At 41.8% G+C, this 17,940-nt stretch carries 38 protein-coding genes and 1 pseudogene; 12 read left to right on the top strand and 27 right to left on the bottom strand.

Annotated features, from left to right (window positions below):
- Positions 1 to 29: 29 nt before the first annotated feature.
- The 4 genes from KO518_RS19290 to KO518_RS19275 form a co-directional block, all read right to left on the bottom strand.
- On the bottom strand, positions 30 to 1,121 hold the full coding sequence (locus KO518_RS19290; protein ID WP_216027499.1) for a dienelactone hydrolase family protein: 1,092 nt from the start codon (positions 1,119 to 1,121) through the stop codon (positions 30 to 32).
- 75 nt (positions 1,122 to 1,196) lie between these two features.
- The gene (locus KO518_RS19285) at positions 1,197 to 1,649 is read right to left on the bottom strand and encodes a hypothetical protein (protein ID WP_216027498.1); all 453 of its coding nucleotides are present in this window, start codon (positions 1,647 to 1,649) and stop codon (positions 1,197 to 1,199) included.
- Between the two features lie 74 nt (positions 1,650 to 1,723).
- Positions 1,724 to 2,089: a hypothetical protein gene (locus KO518_RS19280; protein WP_216027497.1), complete on the bottom strand. Its 366-nt coding sequence runs from the start codon at positions 2,087 to 2,089 to the stop codon at positions 1,724 to 1,726.
- Between the two features lie 54 nt (positions 2,090 to 2,143).
- Positions 2,144 to 2,359 (bottom strand): hypothetical protein, encoded by a 216-nt coding sequence (locus KO518_RS19275; protein WP_216027496.1) that lies wholly within the window; start codon positions 2,357 to 2,359, stop codon positions 2,144 to 2,146.
- Between the two features lie 158 nt (positions 2,360 to 2,517).
- Here KO518_RS19275 and KO518_RS19270 point away from each other — a divergent pair, with 158 nt between their 5' ends.
- Together KO518_RS19270 and KO518_RS19265 are read left to right on the top strand one after the other, a co-directional pair.
- Positions 2,518 to 2,802 (top strand): damage-inducible protein J, encoded by a 285-nt coding sequence (locus KO518_RS19270; RefSeq protein WP_216027495.1) that lies wholly within the window; start codon positions 2,518 to 2,520, stop codon positions 2,800 to 2,802.
- Positions 2,799 to 3,080, top strand: a complete 282-nt coding sequence (locus tag KO518_RS19265) for a type II toxin-antitoxin system RelE/ParE family toxin (protein ID WP_216027494.1) — start codon at positions 2,799 to 2,801, stop codon at positions 3,078 to 3,080. The genes KO518_RS19270 and KO518_RS19265 overlap by 4 nt, the downstream gene beginning before the upstream one ends.
- 57 nt (positions 3,081 to 3,137) lie before the next feature.
- On the opposite strand, the pseudogene KO518_RS19260 reads toward KO518_RS19265, so the two are convergent.
- The 6 genes and pseudogenes from KO518_RS19260 to KO518_RS19235 form a co-directional block, all read right to left on the bottom strand.
- A pseudogene (locus KO518_RS19260) lies at positions 3,138 to 3,326 on the bottom strand (HigA family addiction module antitoxin); the annotation flags it as partial.
- Positions 3,326 to 3,568, bottom strand: coding sequence for a type II toxin-antitoxin system RelE/ParE family toxin (locus KO518_RS19255; RefSeq protein WP_252736342.1), 243 nt, complete (start codon positions 3,566 to 3,568; stop codon positions 3,326 to 3,328). The pseudogene KO518_RS19260 and the gene KO518_RS19255, both read right to left, overlap by 1 nt.
- Positions 3,569 to 3,594: 26 nt before the next feature.
- Positions 3,595 to 4,227, bottom strand: coding sequence for a pyridoxamine 5'-phosphate oxidase family protein (locus KO518_RS19250; protein WP_252736340.1), 633 nt, complete (start codon positions 4,225 to 4,227; stop codon positions 3,595 to 3,597).
- A 23-nt stretch (positions 4,228 to 4,250) separates the two neighbouring features.
- Positions 4,251 to 4,778 (bottom strand): HEPN domain-containing protein, encoded by a 528-nt coding sequence (locus tag KO518_RS19245; RefSeq protein ID WP_216027493.1) that lies wholly within the window; start codon positions 4,776 to 4,778, stop codon positions 4,251 to 4,253.
- 66 nt (positions 4,779 to 4,844) lie between these two features.
- The gene (locus tag KO518_RS19240) at positions 4,845 to 5,141 is read right to left on the bottom strand and encodes a HigA family addiction module antitoxin (protein WP_216027492.1); all 297 of its coding nucleotides are present in this window, start codon (positions 5,139 to 5,141) and stop codon (positions 4,845 to 4,847) included.
- A complete protein-coding gene (locus KO518_RS19235; RefSeq protein ID WP_216027491.1) occupies positions 5,141 to 5,404 on the bottom strand; it encodes a type II toxin-antitoxin system RelE/ParE family toxin in 264 nt (87 codons plus the stop codon). The genes KO518_RS19240 and KO518_RS19235 overlap by 1 nt, the downstream gene beginning before the upstream one ends.
- A gap of 239 nt (positions 5,405 to 5,643) precedes the next feature.
- Here KO518_RS19235 and KO518_RS19230 point away from each other — a divergent pair, with 239 nt between their 5' ends.
- From KO518_RS19230 to KO518_RS19205, 6 genes are all read left to right on the top strand, one after another.
- Complete coding sequence (locus KO518_RS19230) at positions 5,644 to 5,889, top strand: type II toxin-antitoxin system CcdA family antitoxin (RefSeq protein ID WP_071817742.1); 246 nt, start codon at positions 5,644 to 5,646, stop codon at positions 5,887 to 5,889.
- Positions 5,889 to 6,206 carry a CcdB family protein gene (locus tag KO518_RS19225; RefSeq protein WP_216027490.1) on the top strand — a complete coding sequence of 106 codons (318 nt, stop codon included), beginning with the start codon at positions 5,889 to 5,891 and terminating at the stop codon, positions 6,204 to 6,206. Before KO518_RS19230 ends, KO518_RS19225 begins: the two co-directional genes overlap by 1 nt.
- Positions 6,207 to 6,376: 170 nt before the next feature.
- On the top strand, positions 6,377 to 6,619 hold the full coding sequence (locus KO518_RS19220) for a type II toxin-antitoxin system ParD family antitoxin (protein ID WP_216027489.1): 243 nt from the start codon (positions 6,377 to 6,379) through the stop codon (positions 6,617 to 6,619).
- On the top strand, positions 6,616 to 6,918 hold the full coding sequence (locus tag KO518_RS19215) for a type II toxin-antitoxin system RelE/ParE family toxin (protein WP_216027488.1): 303 nt from the start codon (positions 6,616 to 6,618) through the stop codon (positions 6,916 to 6,918). The genes KO518_RS19220 and KO518_RS19215 overlap by 4 nt, the downstream gene beginning before the upstream one ends.
- A 172-nt stretch (positions 6,919 to 7,090) precedes the next feature.
- Positions 7,091 to 7,312, top strand: a complete 222-nt coding sequence (locus KO518_RS19210) for a hypothetical protein (protein ID WP_012518669.1) — start codon at positions 7,091 to 7,093, stop codon at positions 7,310 to 7,312.
- Positions 7,305 to 7,595 carry a type II toxin-antitoxin system RelE/ParE family toxin gene (locus KO518_RS19205; RefSeq protein ID WP_216027487.1) on the top strand — a complete coding sequence of 97 codons (291 nt, stop codon included), beginning with the start codon at positions 7,305 to 7,307 and terminating at the stop codon, positions 7,593 to 7,595. The genes KO518_RS19210 and KO518_RS19205 overlap by 8 nt, the downstream gene beginning before the upstream one ends.
- Before the next feature lie 119 nt (positions 7,596 to 7,714).
- Here the strand turns inward: KO518_RS19205 and KO518_RS19200 are convergent, their stop codons facing one another.
- The 4 genes from KO518_RS19200 to KO518_RS19185 all read right to left on the bottom strand — a co-directional run bounded on the left by KO518_RS19200 (position 7,715) and on the right by KO518_RS19185 (position 9,175).
- Positions 7,715 to 8,077 (bottom strand): hypothetical protein, encoded by a 363-nt coding sequence (locus KO518_RS19200; protein WP_216027486.1) that lies wholly within the window; start codon positions 8,075 to 8,077, stop codon positions 7,715 to 7,717.
- A 125-nt stretch (positions 8,078 to 8,202) separates the two neighbouring features.
- Positions 8,203 to 8,538 carry a 5-carboxymethyl-2-hydroxymuconate Delta-isomerase gene (locus KO518_RS19195; RefSeq protein WP_216027485.1) on the bottom strand — a complete coding sequence of 112 codons (336 nt, stop codon included), beginning with the start codon at positions 8,536 to 8,538 and terminating at the stop codon, positions 8,203 to 8,205.
- A 118-nt stretch (positions 8,539 to 8,656) separates the two neighbouring features.
- Entirely contained in the window at positions 8,657 to 8,950 is a 294-nt protein-coding gene (locus KO518_RS19190; RefSeq protein ID WP_252736351.1) for a type II toxin-antitoxin system RelE/ParE family toxin, read from the bottom strand.
- Positions 8,951 to 8,956: 6 nt separating this feature from the next.
- Positions 8,957 to 9,175, bottom strand: a complete 219-nt coding sequence (locus tag KO518_RS19185; protein WP_216027484.1) for an addiction module protein — start codon at positions 9,173 to 9,175, stop codon at positions 8,957 to 8,959.
- A gap of 207 nt (positions 9,176 to 9,382) precedes the next feature.
- On the opposite strand from KO518_RS19185, the gene KO518_RS19180 reads away from it, so the two are divergent.
- The gene (locus KO518_RS19180) at positions 9,383 to 9,805 is read left to right on the top strand and encodes a putative toxin-antitoxin system toxin component, PIN family (protein WP_216027483.1); all 423 of its coding nucleotides are present in this window, start codon (positions 9,383 to 9,385) and stop codon (positions 9,803 to 9,805) included.
- Position 9,806: 1 nt separating this feature from the next.
- Positions 9,807 to 10,028 carry a toxin-antitoxin system HicB family antitoxin gene (locus tag KO518_RS19175; RefSeq protein ID WP_216027482.1) on the top strand — a complete coding sequence of 74 codons (222 nt, stop codon included), beginning with the start codon at positions 9,807 to 9,809 and terminating at the stop codon, positions 10,026 to 10,028.
- 96 nt (positions 10,029 to 10,124) lie between these two features.
- Here KO518_RS19175 and KO518_RS19170 read toward each other — a convergent pair whose 3' ends face one another.
- Positions 10,125 to 10,418 (bottom strand): HigA family addiction module antitoxin, encoded by a 294-nt coding sequence (locus tag KO518_RS19170; protein WP_216027481.1) that lies wholly within the window; start codon positions 10,416 to 10,418, stop codon positions 10,125 to 10,127.
- Positions 10,418 to 10,696: a type II toxin-antitoxin system RelE/ParE family toxin gene (locus tag KO518_RS19165; RefSeq protein WP_216027480.1), complete on the bottom strand. Its 279-nt coding sequence runs from the start codon at positions 10,694 to 10,696 to the stop codon at positions 10,418 to 10,420. Before KO518_RS19165 ends, KO518_RS19170 begins: the two co-directional genes overlap by 1 nt.
- A 206-nt stretch (positions 10,697 to 10,902) precedes the next feature.
- Here KO518_RS19165 and KO518_RS19160 point away from each other — a divergent pair, with 206 nt between their 5' ends.
- Positions 10,903 to 11,151, top strand: coding sequence for a type II toxin-antitoxin system Phd/YefM family antitoxin (locus KO518_RS19160; protein WP_216027479.1), 249 nt, complete (start codon positions 10,903 to 10,905; stop codon positions 11,149 to 11,151).
- Positions 11,141 to 11,434, top strand: a complete 294-nt coding sequence (locus tag KO518_RS19155) for a type II toxin-antitoxin system RelE/ParE family toxin (protein WP_216027478.1) — start codon at positions 11,141 to 11,143, stop codon at positions 11,432 to 11,434. Before KO518_RS19160 ends, KO518_RS19155 begins: the two co-directional genes overlap by 11 nt.
- 26 nt (positions 11,435 to 11,460) lie before the next feature.
- On the opposite strand, the gene KO518_RS19150 is transcribed toward KO518_RS19155, so the two are convergent.
- From KO518_RS19150 to KO518_RS19100, 11 genes are all read right to left on the bottom strand, one after another.
- Complete coding sequence (locus KO518_RS19150; RefSeq protein WP_216027477.1) at positions 11,461 to 11,715, bottom strand: DUF2442 domain-containing protein; 255 nt, start codon at positions 11,713 to 11,715, stop codon at positions 11,461 to 11,463.
- Entirely contained in the window at positions 11,696 to 11,839 is a 144-nt protein-coding gene (locus KO518_RS20055; protein ID WP_252736338.1) for a DUF4160 domain-containing protein, read from the bottom strand. Before KO518_RS20055 ends, KO518_RS19150 begins: the two co-directional genes overlap by 20 nt.
- 262 nt (positions 11,840 to 12,101) lie before the next feature.
- Positions 12,102 to 12,320 (bottom strand): PspC domain-containing protein, encoded by a 219-nt coding sequence (locus KO518_RS20320; protein WP_216027476.1) that lies wholly within the window; start codon positions 12,318 to 12,320, stop codon positions 12,102 to 12,104.
- Between the two features lie 125 nt (positions 12,321 to 12,445).
- A complete protein-coding gene (locus KO518_RS19135) occupies positions 12,446 to 12,685 on the bottom strand; it encodes a DUF2442 domain-containing protein (RefSeq protein WP_216027475.1) in 240 nt (79 codons plus the stop codon).
- A 4-nt stretch (positions 12,686 to 12,689) separates the two neighbouring features.
- The gene (locus KO518_RS19130; RefSeq protein ID WP_012517125.1) at positions 12,690 to 12,947 is read right to left on the bottom strand and encodes a DUF4160 domain-containing protein; all 258 of its coding nucleotides are present in this window, start codon (positions 12,945 to 12,947) and stop codon (positions 12,690 to 12,692) included.
- Between the two features lie 179 nt (positions 12,948 to 13,126).
- Positions 13,127 to 13,834 carry a polysaccharide deacetylase family protein gene (locus tag KO518_RS19125; RefSeq protein WP_216027474.1) on the bottom strand — a complete coding sequence of 236 codons (708 nt, stop codon included), beginning with the start codon at positions 13,832 to 13,834 and terminating at the stop codon, positions 13,127 to 13,129.
- Positions 13,835 to 13,961: 127 nt separating this feature from the next.
- Positions 13,962 to 14,891, bottom strand: a complete 930-nt coding sequence (locus KO518_RS19120) for a hypothetical protein (protein ID WP_216027473.1) — start codon at positions 14,889 to 14,891, stop codon at positions 13,962 to 13,964.
- 136 nt (positions 14,892 to 15,027) lie between these two features.
- Positions 15,028 to 15,240, bottom strand: a complete 213-nt coding sequence (locus tag KO518_RS19115; protein ID WP_216027472.1) for a hypothetical protein — start codon at positions 15,238 to 15,240, stop codon at positions 15,028 to 15,030.
- Between the two features lie 118 nt (positions 15,241 to 15,358).
- Positions 15,359 to 16,333 (bottom strand): DUF3800 domain-containing protein, encoded by a 975-nt coding sequence (locus KO518_RS20050; protein ID WP_371742374.1) that lies wholly within the window; start codon positions 16,331 to 16,333, stop codon positions 15,359 to 15,361.
- 368 nt (positions 16,334 to 16,701) lie between these two features.
- Positions 16,702 to 16,914, bottom strand: coding sequence for a hypothetical protein (locus KO518_RS19105; protein WP_216027471.1), 213 nt, complete (start codon positions 16,912 to 16,914; stop codon positions 16,702 to 16,704).
- Positions 16,915 to 17,458: 544 nt separating this feature from the next.
- The coding region (locus tag KO518_RS19100) for a hypothetical protein (protein WP_216027470.1) at positions 17,459 to 17,940 on the bottom strand (482 nt) is incomplete at its 5' end.

Below are 17,940 nucleotides of genomic sequence, written 5' to 3'. Positions count from 1 at the left end.
GGTGTCCTCATAAGACAGCTTTGTTTGGTTTAATACCGCGTTATAGAAAAAGTTCGATTGAAAAAATTTAATACTTGATCACTAACCCTGTCATGCACTTTGGCTCGGTCGACAGTTGGCGGATCTGTACACAAAATTTTCGCATAGATCTTACCCGAATCAGTGCACTCGGATAAAAAAGTGTAGTGTCCAGCACCTTCAATTTCAGCATATTCGGCACCGCTAATATGAGAAGCCACTCTTTTGGCATTTGATGCAGCTGGCGCCACGGTATCGTTTGTTCCGACCACCACAGAGACTGGAATCTTTATTCCGTGCAAGCTGTCTTCGGTAATTGACTGAACCACCGCGGGTGACAATACGAATACCGCCTTTATTTGAGCAATTTTATAGGAGGCATGCTGCCGTTTAAGTGATTCCTTGACAATCTCGGAGTCTTTAACCTTGTTAAACTCTTCATTAATATTAGAAAACTCTGTTTGAGCGTCACACGTGAAGTCTCTTTTATCACTGTCGCAAAATTCCGCAAAGAGGGCTTTATCTGTGATACCGCCGATCGATGCGATAGTCGTGTATCCGCCCAGTGAAAACCCTAGCATGCCAATTTTCGCCGGGTTGATATAGGGAAACCAGTTTTTATCGCTGCTGATTTTGTCCAATGCAACGGCGATATCCCTGCTTCGCTCCCACCAGAGGACAAAGCCTTCTGCGTACTTTTGGGTTTCTATTGCCGTGTTGCCATGGTGGTTTACCCCGACTACCAGATAACCGTTTTTAACAAGCTTTTCCGCAAGCCAAGACATTTGTAGCGCTGATCCTCCAGTCCCATGTGACATCAGGACTAAGGGTAGCTTCTTTGCCTCTGCGGGCGTGGCATACCAGATCGCATTTCCCGGCACAAAAAGTTCTTCTGTTGGTTTGTTTAACGTAGAGGGGGCAGAGGGGCTATCATGAGTAGGATAGAAAACATGCACTGTGATCGGACGTTGGTGTTTTCCATCCCAAGCCATCCTTAGCTCGTCCTTTAGATCCAGTTTTTTGATCCCAACGTTGACCACAGCTATGCAGGTACTGGAATAAAGAGCGATTAACAAAAAAAAAGTCACTTTGAGGTTTTTCAAACCTGTTTCCTTTAGCTTTAAAGCGTCCAGCTCACACAGTGAGCGCTATCGAAGGTTGCGAATTGCTATGCTTTGTTAGGCATTAGCCAGTGCATCTATTGCGTTGAGATACTGTTGTTTATCAAACACAAAGCCTTCAAAAATCGAATAATCCCAATCCTCATCTCTATGAGGCTGTTCGAAATCCGACCAAACGACCCTGGCTCCTTGCACGTTAATTTTGCAGAGCAATGGCCAACAACCTAAAGTACCGCAACTACAACCTAGTACTGCAGTTTTGTTTTTTTCATCCCCCCAATCTGCTTCGACTTTTCCAAGGTAGTATTGTTTGAGTGAAGAAGATGAAACTGCAATAGCATGGTAGTCCCCGGCAAGGCCCGGGCTTCCCTCCTTTGTAGCCATTGGCATCTCATAATCTTTCATAATTTCTGCCAAAGGTCTACCGTCAATAAGGATATTAACTTTAGATTCCTGATAGCCAGAATCGTATTTTTTACGGTTCTCAACTTTAAATAATATCTTGTTCATTCTTCTGCGGCTAACGGCGTGCTCTGCGGCAAATTTGGAGCACAGCGGAGAATTTGTCCGACAGCAGCGCCTTGCTATGTTGATTTGACATCTAAACCTAATTGTTTAAATGTTCGTATGTAAGATTCAATAGAGTCCAAAACGGTTCCGCGTGGTAACTCAATAGCCACATAGGAATCTGCACCTTCATCATAATATGTAATTAAACCTAACTTATTATCGATTGCAACATACCACCTCCATGCCGTACCTGAATCTGATGATGTGTTTATGAAAAGATCCTCATATTCTGTAATATTCCTTGGTTTTGTTTTTGCAAACGATTGAATTTCACCAAGGCGACATTCTATCCAAGCAACTTCTTCGAATATTATCGAATCTGATCCCCATTGTTTGAGGAATAAGCCCTCAAATTCATTTTCTTCAAGCCATTCAATCATTGATTATCAACATAACGCTGGCAACAGCAGTGGCGCGCAAATAAGCGTAGCATTTTAGGCGTCCCTGCTGCCAAAGGAAGCGAACTGCTTGCCCTTGTTAGGCGCGGAAAGGACGATAAGTATCTGGCCACTTTCACTGTTGATATGTTTTAGAAAAAGCAATGCCATGACAAGCTCAATAGAAACCGGAAGAAATATACCGGCACCCACTGAGCCGCGAAAATACTCTACTACCCCAAGAATAACGAAGCCGGCCATAAAAACAAACATTCCACTTGCCAATGTAGTGTTCGCTTCTCCCGCACCTAAGTTCCGCTGCAGCCTACGTGTTTTTGTCCCAAGGAGCGACTGCGTTAATGCGTTTGTAAGTTGCCGTAAATTTAATAGGCGTGCTAACATTTGTGTGTACATTGCATACGGAGTTTACCATGGATACTCGCATACAATTTAGAGTAAATGAAGAAACTAAGCGGCTGGCTCAGATAATGGCCGAAAGCCAAGGGCGCACTTTAAGTGACGCTTGTAGAGAGCTTACGGAAGAACTTGCTGAACAGCAACGCAAAATAATTGCCCATGATCAGTGGCTTACCGAAGAGGTTAATGCTGCGTTTAATAAATTAGAAAGTGGGCAGAGTAAGTTTGTCAGTCATGAAGAGGCGAACCAGGACATGGAAGCTCGAAAAATGAAAATTAGGAATAAAGCCAAAAAATGATCGTGTGGGAAAAAAGTTCGCTGGACGATCGTGAGGCTATTTTCGAATTTTTATACGAATTTAACCCATTAGCAGCAGAAAAAACTGATGCAATAATTGAGAAAAAAGTCGAAAACTTGAACCAGCAACCTCTAGTGGGAGTAGAGAGAGAGGGTATACCGGGAAGATTGTTAATAATTCCTGAGGTCTCAATGATTGTTTCATATTTCACAAAAGACGAGATCATTCACATTCTTCGAGTTTTACACCAAAAGCAAAAATTTCCTGTAGGCAATTAACTTTTAAATAAATGGCACAGATGCGTGGGGCATAATGATGAAGCCGCCCACGTGTTAGCGTCCCAATACTTTTGATAGCCTTAAGGCCATTTCTGGCGTTACTGCACTTTTGCCCTTTACAACACGATTTAGTGTTGAAGCTGCAACACCAAGATGGGTAGCTAGAGCTCTGCAACTTATACCGTGCGGCTCCATGTAAATGGACTCAATAAATTCACCGGGATGTGGTGGGTCATGCATATTCATTAGTGATAATCCTCGTAATTTAAGATGTAAGCATGACCATCCGTGAACTCAAAAGTTACTCTCCGGTTACCGTTTACTAATATTGTCCAAATGTTTGACCTTTCTCCCTTGAGTTGGTGGAGAGAAAAACCAGGTAGATTAATGTCATCAATATCTTGTGCGGTATGAATAGCTGCTAACTGCAGACGAAGTGTCCACTTCCCAGCGAACGCAGTGAGAGTGTTTATTGAGTTGTTATGCATGTGGCGATTAGAGCTATTTTGTTTGTTTATTCTACGTCCAAGCCAGACCTTTTAGCTATTTCTGTTTCAAAACCATCAATACTTTTTTGGTTCTTTTTAAGCCAGTATTTTTCTATACCTGATGTACCTTGTTTTTCTGACCAATTCGCTAGGTCTTCACGGTCTCCCTCATAGGTAAAGTAAGGAACTGACATTCCGCAGGAAGACTGTACCAAATCGACGTCTAGGACAAAGATTTGTCTGGCAGCAACAGTTTCCGGAAATATCGGTGCATACTTACCCCAACTATCGTCTTGAGAGTGCAAAACAGTAGCCTTACCATAGGCTCGAAGGATTATAGGAGGGCCCTCAAAAGCACAAAACATAACGGTCATTCTTGGGTTTTGAATGACATGTGATGCTGACTCATTGCCACTTCCTGTTAGGTTTAACCAAGCTATTTGCTTCGGGTTAATAACCCGCAAGGAGTCTCCCCCTTTAGGGGAAATATTCACACTACCACTCTCTGCGGCAGTGGCTACAAAATAGATTTTTTGCTGTCCGATAAATTCAATGTGTTTATCGGATAACTCTGAAAATTGCTGACCCAAAACGATTAACCTCCATGTAAATTTTCGATAAAAGGCATAGCGCTGAACGAAGCGGCGCGTCTCACGCAACCGCCTTCCGTGACTTGTTAGAATTATTTGGCAATTTTTACGTTCTCAGTTGCATTCACCAAGCCTTTCAAAAATCTGATGGCCTTTTCTAAATCATCTCGCTTCACAATATGTGCTGAGTTGGCGTTAGTGGTAGCTTTGTGTGCGGCATCTCCTCGCTTTGAAATTAGCTCATTTAGAGCCTTCTTTGCTTGCGGCGGCTGATAATTATCCCACTTCCAATGGTCAGTGATATCAATGTCGAAATAGGTTTTGAAAAGATTTTTGGTGCGATCGTGATTTGGGTTGAAGAAGCGCTTCAGTTCTTCATCGACTTTCTTTAACACAAAATTCGATATTTGGCTTCCCTTTAAAGAGCAGAGCCAAACATCAATTTCTTCACGAAACCGATCTTTGACATAAGTTTCCCAAGCGGCCAGCGCGATAACCATACCAGCCCGTTTTAAGGCCTCTGACCCATTCGTGGGATCCTGTTTATCTAAATCAAATCGCGCTAATAACTTTTCCGCATCTTTTATCGAGTATTCGAATAGCTTCCCAGCTTCAGACAACTTCGTTTCCTCTTGTGAAATTCTAACACCCAGCGAAGCGACTTAAAGTGTTTGTTATACACGCCTTTATACCGCCGCCAGATTATAAGGTGAGACATGCAAAGAACTTTGATATTGCCGCGTTTGCCATAAATCAAAAGCATTTTGTAAACGTAGCCAATGGTCAGCTGAAGGCTTACCAAAGACGAGCTCCAGACGAAGTGCCATTTCTGGCGTGATGGCTCCTTTGCCATTAAGAACTTTTGACAGTGTTTTGCGGCTGACACCTAAATGCTGAGCGACATCAGTGATAGTGAGTTCTAGAGCATCAATAACAAGTTCTTTGAGTATCTCACCGGGATGCGCTGGGTTATGCATATTCATTAGTGATAATCCTCGTAGTTAACGATTTCAACATCTCGTCCTACAAAGCGATATGTAACTCTCCAGTTACCACTCACTCTGACAGACCAAATATCATTTCTGTGACCTTTGAGTTTATGCATATAAAGACCGGGCAAATCCATGTCATCAGGCGTTTCAGCTTGATCGAGATTAGACAGGATCAGGCGAAGCTTATTTTTATGCATCTTCTGAATTCCTGATGTGGTTCCTTTAGCGTAAAACTTCTGAAGGCCTTTATGCATAAAACTCTTAATCGTGCAATTATTGTAACCTCATGGGTTACAAGTTGCCAGAGGAATTTTCGGCGTGTATAGCTTTAAGCTAAGGGGCGCAGCTGCGTGGGTTACAATGCGAAGCAGCCCACGTGTTAGCGTCCCAGCGACCGAAGGGAGTGGCTTGAGCGTTTTGTATATTCCAACCATGCTTTGCAATGCGCATCTGTATGCGTATACTTGGTGGTAAAATTAGTCGGAGTGATAAAATGCAAGATTTATATGACGTCCATGCCCCCAAGAAAGCGACAAATCTAAGCTTAAACAGCGACTTATTGCAAAAAGCTCGAAGTTTAAAAGTTAACCTGTCTGCGACCTTAGAGCAAGCACTTAGAGACAAGCTGAAAAGTATTGAAGCAGAGAAATGGAAAAAAGAAAACAAAGCTGCCATAGCTGCATACAATGAGTTTGTCGCTGAGAACGGTTGTATAGGTGATGAGTACAGGAACTTTTAATGGCGCAATTTGATGTTTACAGAAACCCAAGCAAGAAAACTAGTAAAGCTTACCCATTTCTTGTTGATGTTCAAAACTCTGTAATTGACCAATTGGCAACAAGGCTGGTTGTACCGTTAACAACTAGCAATACTGAAAACAGTTTTTACATGAAGAAGCTGACGCCAGAGATAGAATTCGAGGGCACAACATACTTATTTCTAGCACAACAACTTAGTTCTATACCCGAAGACGTGCTCAAGGATCGCATTGGTTCGTTGGAGCAATCCAGAGAACTGCTGATAGATGCAATAGACTTCGCTATCACTGGAATATAACACCCACATAAGGGGCAGTAACACGTGGGCTAAAATCCGAGCGAAGCGACAGAGCCCACGTGTTACTGTCCCAGCGAGCCTGCGAGCGGCTTAATGTGATTGTTATGGGCTATTGACTTACAATGCGCAAGTACCATAATTAGGTATATATTGGTACTTGGAGAAACCAGATGGCTAAAAACACCAGCATTACCCTTGGAGACCATTTTGATGGCTTTATTGCTAGCCAAATTCAAACTGGTCGGTATAGTTCAGCAAGCGAGGTGATTCGTTCAGCTCTTCGCTTGCTAGAAACACAGGAAACCAAATTAAACACTCTGCGTCAATTACTTGTAGCAGGTGAAGAAAGCGGCGAAGTTGAATACGACCTTGAGCATCTGATATCAGAACTAGACGGTGAATTAAAAGAGTGAAACCGTTTAAGTTAACCGTACTAGCAAAATCAGATCTAAAAGATATTGCATTGTTTACGCAACGGAAATGGGGCCGAGAACAGCGTAATGTATATCTTAAACAATTCGATGATTCATTTTGGATGTTGTCTGAAAATCCTGATATTGGTAAAGGCTGCGACGAAATAAGAGATGGATACAGAAAATTTCCTCAAGGTAGCCATGTTATTTTCTACAAACAAACGGGCAGTCAGGAAATTCTGATCATAAGAATCCTTCATAAAAGTATGGATGTAAATCCTGTACGCTTTGGCGCATAACACCCGCATAATGGGCAAAAATACGTAGGCTATAATACCGAGCGAAGCGCAGGGAGCCTACGTGTTTTTGTCCCTACCGAGCGCAGAGAGTGTTAATGCATTTGTCATGCGCAACTTGCCACACTTGTAGCGCATTGCTACAATGTGGTGATGAACTATTAGGAGACATATTATGGCAACCGCGAGCGTAAGACTAGACCAAGATCTAGTTGAGAAAGCTACCATTATGGGCAAAGCACTAAACCGAACTATGCCAAAACAGATTGAGCATTGGGCAAAAATAGGTGAAATGATGGAAGATAATCCTGATTTGCCATACGAATTCGTGAAACAGGCAATTATTTCCAAAGCTGAAAAAGAGGCAGGCAAATTGGAGCCTTACGATTTTGGCTAAGAGTACGAGTGTTTTACAGACAGCTAATTTTAAGAGAGCAGTAAAGAAGTTACATAAGAATCAGAAAAAAGACTTGGATCAAGCTGTAAAGGAATTGATGGACGATCCTCTTCTAGGTGAACAGAAAAAAGGCGACCTGGCTTTTCTTCGCGTGTACAAGTTCAAGATGGTTAAGCAGTTAACCTTACTAGGTTACAGCTACGAGGACGGCACTGTAATACTTGAATTAATAGCTCTTGGTTCTCATGAAAACTTTTACCGCGATGTTAAAAAGTTATTCTGACCAATTGCGTATAACACCCAAATATGGGGCGCGGACGCGCAGGCGAAAATGGCGAAGCCGCCTGAGTGTTTGCGTCCCAGCAAACGCAGTGAGCGTGTTGATTGGCTTGTTATGTGCGTTCACGTTAAAACTCCGTTTAATACCATGCTTGGCATAAAGAACATGCCTGCAAAAGCAACTGAACCTGTTAGTACAAACGCCAAAGAACAAAACGCTGCCTGTACAAAAAACACCTTGGGCTTTGCTGAAGCACTAGTATGATAAGTCAAATAGGCTAGAGCGGCTGCTTCCTTTGCTTTTACGATGTAAGCCTGAATTTGCCGAAGAATAGGGAAGTAATAATAAGCGACAAAGGCAAATACTACTTCTACACCACCAAAATGAAACAGCAATGCTATTTCTGGAGCGAACCAACCCACTATTCCGATTACGCACCAGAATGCAGCTTTTTGATACCAGTTTAAATCTTCCCACTTGATCATGGTCTATCCTTTAAGCACATAACGAAGCTAACGGGCAGTAACGTAGCGGCATAATCGCGGAGCGCCGCTGCGTTACTGTCCCAGTGTGGCACGTAGTGGCACACGTGTTAAGCGCCTTGTTATATTCACACCAACGACTTCGCATAACTAGAACGATCAATGTCTATTACTTCCACAGTGATTGAACAATTAACATATTCGTTTTCTTTGATCTTCTGTAGTACTGAGTTTGAAAGTGATTCTTTTTGTTCTTTGCTTCTTCCGGATAGAATTTTCAGTGACACGTGAATAAATGAACCGAGAGAAGCACCACTAATATGATGGTCGTAGGCAATTGCCCTGACTTTTACATCTGTTCCCGATTTGTCAAACAAATCCGAGGCGATTGCGCCTTTAAAAACAGAAGACATTAATGATTCTGGTGAAATATCTGATGAATATTCAATAACGCAATGGGGCATTCGATATGTCCAGTGAATATAACTTTTAAATAAGGGGCGCAGGCATGTGGGGCATAATGGCGAAGCCGCCCCGCATGTATGCGTCCGAACGACCAGAGGGAGTGGCTTGAGCGTTTTGTTAGCCGCGTTCGTGCCAATACCCTGGTTTTCGGTGGTTGTGCATAATAGCTACCACACTAATTTCCCTGTTTTCGATAATTTTATAAATAATAGAGTATGGGAACCTGCTTAAGACAAAGCGTCGGTGAGTTTGCCCCATTTTTGTCCATGCCGATGGCAAAGACCTAACTGAGTCGATGGCTTCCTTGAGTTCTTGGGTAAATTCGTACCCCAAGCCCAATGACTGCTCTTGATACCAATCAAACGACTCTTTTATTTCCCTTTTAACCTCTGGGTGAAAGGAAACAGGCAGTATCTTTTAATTAAGATCCTTTTCTATCTCTTCCCAACTAATGCTTTTTACCGCACCAGACTCTAGCTCTGCGCTGCGAGCTTCTGCAAGTTTTACCCACTCAGATTCCACATCGCTATCAATCTTAGTATCCATAGCCGTTAAAAGACAGTGGGCAGCAAGTGCTTTCTCTTTAGTGCTGAGTTGCTTGATATTTTCAAGCATCATTTTTAATGCATCAGACATAAAGTAACTCCCATTGAGTATGATTTGATATTACCACTAAAAAAGAGAAGTGAAAGGCTGGATTTACAAGTAGCAGCTAACTTTTAAATAAGGGGCGCAGCCGCTCCGCATGTATGCGTCCCAGCGAACACAGTGAGTGTGTTGATTGAGTTGTTAGCTGCCATTGTTAAATTGAAAAGTGATAGCATATACGCTAGCATGTAAATTATGAACAAAGTAGTTATTGACACCAGTGTACTTATTAGCGCCCTGATTGGTAAAACAGGGCCAGCCCGAGAAGTGGTACGGCAATGCTTGTTAGGTCGGTTAAAGCCGCTGATTAGCACGACCTTATTTTTGAAATACGAAGCAGTAAGTAAGCAAGACAAAATCAAAGAGTTGTGCCCGCTTACCGAGGACGAAGTAAATAATTTATTAGCAGCATTTTTTAGTGTGTGCGAATGGGTGCAAATACATTATTTGTGGCGGCCAAATTTAAAAGACGAAGGCGATAATTTTCTCATTGAACTTGCAGTAGCAGGAAATGCCGAGAGCATTATTACGAACAACCTGAAAGATCTGCGAAAAGCGGAATTACAATTTGACGGTTTGAAAGTGTTAGCGCCAGAAGATTATTTGAGAGGAGTTTAATATGTCTACTTTAACAGTACGTTTACCAGACGATAAGCATAATCGATTAAAGGCTTTGGCTGCGCATAAAAAGTTGAGCTTAAACAAATTAATAGAAGAGTTGACTACACAAGCGATAGCTGAGTTTGATACTGAGGTAAGATTTAAGGCGATTGCTGCTACTGGAGACAAAAAGAAAGGTTTAGAACTTCTAGAAAAGCTTGATTCACATTTTGGTAGCTAACTTTTCAATAACGGGCGCAGGCATGTGGGGCATAATGACGAAGCCGCCCACATGTTTGCGTCCCAGCCCGCGCAGCGGGCGAGCTTAATTTTTTTGTTAGGCGGTATGCAGATCTATTGGCTGCACGTTATCCAAGTTAATGTTTTGTTTCGCTCGCCAAAGTTCATAGTTGTCTTGCATGCCAAGCCAACTTTCTGGGCTTCGGCCTAAGACTTTAGAAAGTCTCAATGCCATTTCTGGTGTTACAGCACTCTTGCCTTTGACAACCCGGTTAAGCGTTGAAGCGGCAACGCCAAGATGTGTAGCGAGTGTTCTGCAACTTAATCCATGCGGTTCCATGTAAATTGATTCAATAAATTCACCGGGATGTGGTGGGTTGTGCATATTCATTAGTGATAATCCTCGTAATTTAAGATGTAAGCATTACCATCCGTGAACTCGAAAGTTACTCTCCAATTACCGTTTACTGATATTGACCAAATGTTAGACCTTTCTCCCTTAAGCTGATGGAGAGAAAAACCAGGTAGATTAATGTCATCAATACATTGTGCGGTATGAATAGCGGCTAATTGCATACGAAGTTTTTTCGCATGCTTAGTCTGTATGCCTGAGGTTTTCCCTTTTTCGAAAAAGAGCTTCAGACCTTTGTGTTTAAATGACTTAATCATGGGATGAGTGTAGCGTATTGCGCAACGCGGTGCAACTTGACGCCTAACACCCGCATAACGGGCAATAACACGTAGGCTAAAATTGGAGCGAAGCGACTGAGCCTACGTGTTATTGTCCCAGCGAGCTCGCGAGCGAGTTTATGCGCTTGTTAAACAAACAATGATAGCCTAAAATGACCTAATTAAAGTCCTTTTAGGAGACCGTTATGGCGGCGAGAGTTTTGGCTGAAGTTGCTGCAAGTATTACAGAACTAAAAGCAAACCCTATGAAAGTTGCGAGCAGTGCATATGGCGATCCTGTCGCCATATTGAATAGGAATGAACCCGTATTCTATTGTGTCCCGGCTGAGATTTACGAAAAAATGATGGATCGTTTGGAGGATCTGGAACTACTACAGCTTGTTAAGGAAAGGCAAGGTGAAGAAAGCGTTTCGGTGAATTTGGATGACCTATAAATTAGAGTTTAAAAGAAGCGCCCTAAAAGAATGGAATAAGCTTGGTAGTACTTTGCGGCAGCAATTGAAAAAGAAGTTAGCAGAGAGGTTAAAAACACCGCACATAGTCCCAGATAGAGTGTTAGGTGCTGATAATGTTTATAAAATAAAATTACGTCAATCGGGATATAGGTTGGTGTATCAGGTACTTGATGACGTAGTTGTAGTTACAGTGCTTGCAGTTGGAAAACGCGAAAGAAATGAGGCTTACAAAAAAGCATTAAAGAGACTTGATGCTGAATAGGGGTTAAACGCCCCAACATTTGATTGTTATCTTTTGCTGCGATTGCCGATAAATAAACCAGCTACACTTAAATCCTCATCCAGTTGCGGCCAATGAATACCTTCACCATCCCCTAACAGCTCCCAATCCTGTAATTGAGATGTGCTAGCTTGAGAAAGACTAGGAAACCAGGATAAGGGGACAGAAATAGTTCTGCCGTCGATTAATTCGACAATTAAAGAACTTTCATCGAAAGACACCGACAGAGCTTGTGGGTGATGTTCAACTGCTAAAGTAGCCATTCCAAGCCTCCAAAAAAGCATCTCTATTTTCGACAACAAGCTTTTCCAAAGTTCTGAGTTCTTTGGGAGTAAAGCGAGTTGAACTTGCTAACGCGACAGGACGAAGCCAGAACTTAGCTAGCATTCTTTCGCGTTGAATATGAATGTGGGCAGGTTCACCATTTTAGTTGCTATAGAAGAAAAAGCGATATGGCCCAATTTTTAGTACTGTTGGCATGATAAAAGGTTATATGAAAAGTGCGGGAATGCCAACGAGAAGATAACTTTTAAATAAGGGGCGCAGGCACGTAGGGCATAATGGCGAAGCCGCCCCACGTGTATGCGTCTGTCCACGTCCCAACGAACGAAGTGAGTGAGTTTATTGGGTTGTTATGTACGACACAAAACTACCGTCTAAACTCATTCAAATCAAAATGGTTTGGAGGCGGAAATAGAAAAGCTAAAATCGTGTAAATAACTATAGCGAACCCAAAAGAGAAAATACCAAATATTACCCAACCAGCTCTAGCTCTAGTGGGTGACCATCCAACAAATTCTCCCATTCCTGCTGCAACCCCTGCTAAGAGATTGTTTTGTGACTTTTTTAAGCAACGAAATCTAGACATTAAACATCCTTTTAACTTAATTTTCCTACAAGTACATAACATTAAGCTAAGCGGCGCAGTTGCGTGAGGCATAATGGCGAAGCCGCCCCGCGTAAATGCGTCCGAACGACCGAAGGGAGTGAACTTTAGCGCCTTGTTATGTGACGTTTTAAGAACTCAGGTGCTAGATCGACACCATTCGGCCAAACCACTGTCTCCAATTCTGGGTCTACTGCAACTTTAGAAAAAAACGAAGAGTCTTTAAGAGGTTCAAAGACGCTGCCAGATAGCTTGTTTTCTAAGTTGACTTCTCCAGCTGTACCATCGTCAAATGTTACCCACAATTTAAAGCCGTCCAGATATTTTGCGTTTCTAACGTGAAGCATAGTTTTACTCCAATGGTGCAATGTAATTTAGCGGTTCGCCATTTTGAGCCTTATGCCAGTTTTCTTCTAGTTCGGCTCGATGCTCTGAAAGCCATTCTTGAACGAATTTCGTAGCTCTGTTGGGAAGCTCTCCTTCAAGTATTGAGCCGTCAAAGGCAAAGAGTGCTTCGTAACCAGAATATTTAGCATGAAAATGAGGAGGATTATGATCGTTAAAGTACATTGCGATAATAATTCCATAGAACCGGCTGATTACGGGCATTGATTGTTTGACTCCTTTACGCGGCATATGTCCTATTCTATACGGTTTATTGCGAAATGAAAAAGTGAGTCACCTAACTTTAAGCTAAGGGCCGCTAGCATGTGGGCTAAAATCCGAACGAAGTGAGTCAGCCCGCGTGTTAGCGTCCCAGCGACCGAAGGGAGTGGCTTGAGCGTTTGTTATGTGTTTCCACTCAGAAGCTCAGCAACCGTAACAAACTTAAAGCCTTTAGAACGTAACCCGTTGATAATAAGTGGCAAAGAATCCCTGGCCTTCTTGTTGTTACCTCCCAAAACATGCAGCAGCACTATTGAGCCGGGTTTAGTATTGCCTATGACATACTCTGCAATAGCAGAGCTACTTTCGTTTATACCATCATATGACTCAGGCTCAACATCCCATGTCACACTTACAATACCTTGTTGCTCCAAGTAGTACGGTAACACAACCAGCTTTTTGCCATATGGTGGCCGAAAGTAAATATCACCCTCAAAACCGATGGAACGAATTAGCTCGTTTGTACTATCAATTTCCCTCTTAACCTCACTCAAGCCTTTAAACATCATCCGATTATGAGAATATGTATGATTTCCAATCTGATGTCCTGCTGATACCAGAGCTTGAGCTGAGTCAGTGTTACTTTCAATTCCGCGACCGTTTAGGAAGAAGGTTGCTTTCACATTTAGTGAGCCAAGAGTATTTATTACGCTCTGAGTGTACTTAGGATTCCATGGCCCATCATCAAATGTTAAGGCGACAACTTTATCGGCTGTTTCGACTCTTGAAATGATTTCGCCAAAAAACTGAAAACTTCTGGCTCGACTAACACTCCAAAGACTTACTGCTAATACAACAAGTACCAGAAAGAACACTGCAACTTTTTTCAACGCACAACCTCCCAGAAACACATAACACCCACATAAGGGGCAGTAATACGTGGGCTAAAATCCGAGCGAAGCGACAGAGCCCACGTGTTACTGTCCCAGGGAGCTTGCGAACGACTTAATGTGCTTGTTAGATGTTCTCACTTATAAATGCCAAAACATCATTATGTATTCTTAAGTCTGTACCGTGGCCTATATTTTCATAGGTTCTAAATGTAACATTTGCGTTTTGCTTTAAATATTCGTTTTGACAACTTTTCCAGCGATTTGGCTGCATAATTCTACCTAATGCTGAGTAAATAGTCGCCTTTTCTGAGTCCGAGTAGGCATCGTCGAATTTCGCTGAATCGTTTGTGTCATTTTCGCCCATAAAAAGAAGTTGAGGTAGGGCCGTCCATTGCTCTTTTTCAAAAGTTTTACCAGTTATTTCCTTAAAGTCATTCAGTCCTAATGGATAGTTAAGTTCTTCTTCGTTCAATGAGTTTGAAGGTACCATAAGAATACCGTTTAAGCCGCCTGCGACAACAACTTGAAGGGATTCGGGGTGCAGAAGTGAAAATCTATTCGCAAAAGTACCTGATGCAGAAAATCCCGTCATAATAACCTTTTCATTTACAGTAATAGAATGGGTTTCCAATACAGATTTTGCTTCGTTGATCATAGCTAGTAATTGGAGGTCAATCCTTTTTAATTTTCCAGACTCCACTAACATTGTATCTCTATCCAACGCATGCGTGTACGTTTCCCAATCTTTCTCTGGCCTAGGAAAAGCAGGAACAAGAATCGGTGCTTTTAGTTTTTTAGAAACCCACGGACCCAAGGCGTTTCCGAGAACTGCTTTACGGGCACTATTGCGATGGACGTTGAAATCGTCCGAGACTTTTCCAGTATTGTTCGTCTCAACAATCAAGTAATTCGTTTCGGTCGCTTCGGGTACTTTCAAAAAGAAAGGATAGGAAAAACCTTTTTCTGGGTTGGCAGGAACTTCAACAACAAGGTCTGCGGCGCAGAGGTCACTTGATACTATAAAAAACAATAAACAAAAAATCTTTTGGCGCATCCATCTTCCTTATTTTAAAAAATCCTAGGAGAACATCTAACTTCCAAATAAGGGGCGCGGACATGTGGGCGAAAATGGCGAAGCCGCCCACATGTTTGCGTCCCAGCCCGCGAAGCGGGCGAGCTTGATTTTTTTGTTATGTGCCATTGCTAAAACTACGACCAGTTATCTTTTTAAACAGCGACTGAACTGAATCTTTACCTGTAACGCTGAAACGAATAAACAAAACACCGACCAAAAAGCCTAATACACTTCCTAGTGCAGCTAAATGCTCTGTTAGAAAGACATAGCCATATATGGACATAAAGACTAGGCCTAAAATACCCCCTAATATCCGTATGGTATTCATAGCAAACTATCCTTTTTCAATTTGGCACATAACGCTTTACTAAGCGGCGATAAATTGTTGGCTAAAATTGCGAGGAACGAGCGCTAGCCAACTGTTTAGCGTCCGTTTGAGTAACTTGTTATATTTCACTTTGATGCACTGCTTTGATATTAAAATTGGGAACAATAGCTTTTGTTGCTGGCCTTGACCTATTCTCTGATGGGAAGTGCCATATATTAAAGTCTTTATTTGGATAGGTATCGTAAACAAGTTTATCCCAACCCAGCATCGCTGCCATTTTAATAAATGCAGCCTCTTTAGCTACAGATAAAGTCAATTCTGGTTTTAAGAATTTCATATATCCTGAATTTACAGCACCCGTTAAAATATCTACAACCTGCAAACCTAAATGCTCTTTTGAATCATTCATAGTTACTTCTTGGATAGTTCTATCAGAGCCAAGTTTTGCCAACATATTGTTAGCTACAATACCCATAACTTCATCGTTCTTTTTGTATTTATCACATTTTTGGTCAATCAAAACGATCAGTTTTGATTTTAGTTGTTTAGCTGTATTTTTTAAAAGGTATGTATAAGTTTGATAAAATGCTTTTTCTCTATCTGTTTTATCCGTTGTCCAATTATTGTAAATTGATTTTTCGACAATGATAGAGTGAAAACAGCATGAACTTCTTAGCACCATAGAAAGTAGATCTATACAAATATTAGCTTGTCCTGCACTATTTTTTATCTTCGACCATTTTAATTCGCCTACAATCCCACGTTTTTTCTTTAAATCTAGAACGTATTGATTGAATTCATTTACTTTAGTTTTGGTGACGCAGAGCAGACCTATCGAGTAACAACGGTCACTTCCTGTTGTACCACTTTCATCTCCGTATACTAAATAGTCCAATTGAGTCTCCATACTCTGCGTGAAATATAACATTAAGCTAAGCGGCGCAGTTGCGTGGGGCATCATGGCGAAGCCGCCCCGCGTAAATGCGTCCGAGCGACCGAAGGGAGTGGTCTTAAGCGCTTTGTTAGAAGAAGAGCCAGTTCCTTTGGTCTGTTTAAAAACTGTTGAAGCCAGCATACGATTGATTGTTAACACAAACAAGCAAAACGACCGTGCAGTGATGGTTTTGATTTGACTGAAGCTAGCCGCCAGCTGAGCTACCGAGTGTAATGGCGCTTGCTGACTTAAAATAAGAACTTGTCGATAAAGCGCCTATTACACTACCTTTGAATTGAAAGCGGCGGATTTAAACCTACCACAAGCTAGAGCGATGCTAATGAAAATAGGTGAGGGTAATTGCACTGAGGTTTTTATAGAGCCAAACGCAGTTTAGGCTGACGCCTTATAACTTCCAAATAAGGGGCGCGGACATGTGGGCGAAAATGGCGAAGCCGCCCACGTGTTTGCGTCCCAGCCCACGATAGTGGGCGAACTTGATTTGTTTGTTATATGCAAAAATACAGTCAATTACTAGTAGTAGATTGGACATCGTTTTTTACCACTAGAACAATTAAAAATATGAGTGCTACAGGCGGCAATAGTGCAGTGAAGAACGCGATGACCGCTGTAAGAATAGGTGTTTGAGTTTTTCTTTTACCCAAATAGTAACCAAGTACAGCCATTATAACTGCCAGAACAATAACAACTTGGCCGAAGAGTGTTGCATTTATATTCATTGTACAAATTCCTTTTGCATATAACTTCCAAATAAGGGGCGCTGACGTGCGGCATAATAGGCGAAGCCGCCGCGCGTTAGCATCCCAGTGACCGAAGGGAACGACTTGAGCGTTTTGTTAGAAGCAGAGCCTGTTCCGTTGGTCTTATTTAAAACTATTGAAGCCAGCATACGATTGATTGTTAACACAAACAAGCAAAACGACCGTGCAGTGATGTTTTTGATTTGCAGAAGCTAGTCGCCATTTGAGCTATCGAGTGTAATGGCGCTTGCTGACTTAAAATACGAATTTGGCGATAAAGCGCCTATTACACCACCTTTGAGTTGAACGCGGCGGATTTAAACCTACCACAAGCTAGAGCGATGCTAATTAGAAAAGGTGAGGGCAGTTGTACTGATTTTTTATTAAGCGAAACGAAGTTTAGGCTGACGTCTTATAACTTCCAAATAAGGGGCGCGGACATGTGGGCGAAAATGGCGAAGCCGCCCACATGTTTGCGTCCCAGCCCGCGCCAGCGGGCGAACTTAATTTGTTTGTTAGGTTTTTATATTGAAAATGGATGGCTAACATTTTCGCTATGCAAAGATGTTAGTTTCTTAACATCTTCATTTAAAAACGCTAAAAGTTCTTTCGTATGCAGTAAAACTTTATCAATATCATCTTCAGTATGCGTTGAATAAGGACTACTGTTTTTACGAGAAAAATATTCATGTAAATAGGCATTATGCGCACAAAAATTTCGCCATCGCTCAACCTCTCTCAATTTTTTTATCAAATCATCATTTGATGACACTAAAGAATACATTTTAACCAATCCGCCTAGAGCACTGTTTTTAATTGAATCCTTATTTATTTTGTATGTGACAGGTTTAGGCGTTGTGGCTGCGATAATTTCATGAGAAAGCCCAATACATTGTTTTAAACCTTCCTCTATCATTTGGAATAGGAACAATGCTTCAGTCACTTTAGATATGTAACTTTGATTCAAAATGAATGCTCCATAAAAACCTAACGCTAAGCTAACGG

It is taken from the genome of Aestuariibacter sp. A3R04, assembly GCF_018860805.1.
Lineage (GTDB): Bacteria > Pseudomonadota > Gammaproteobacteria > Enterobacterales > Alteromonadaceae > Alteromonas.
Note: the sequence above shows the minus strand (reverse complement) of the source record. Positions and strands in the feature narration are given on the sequence as shown.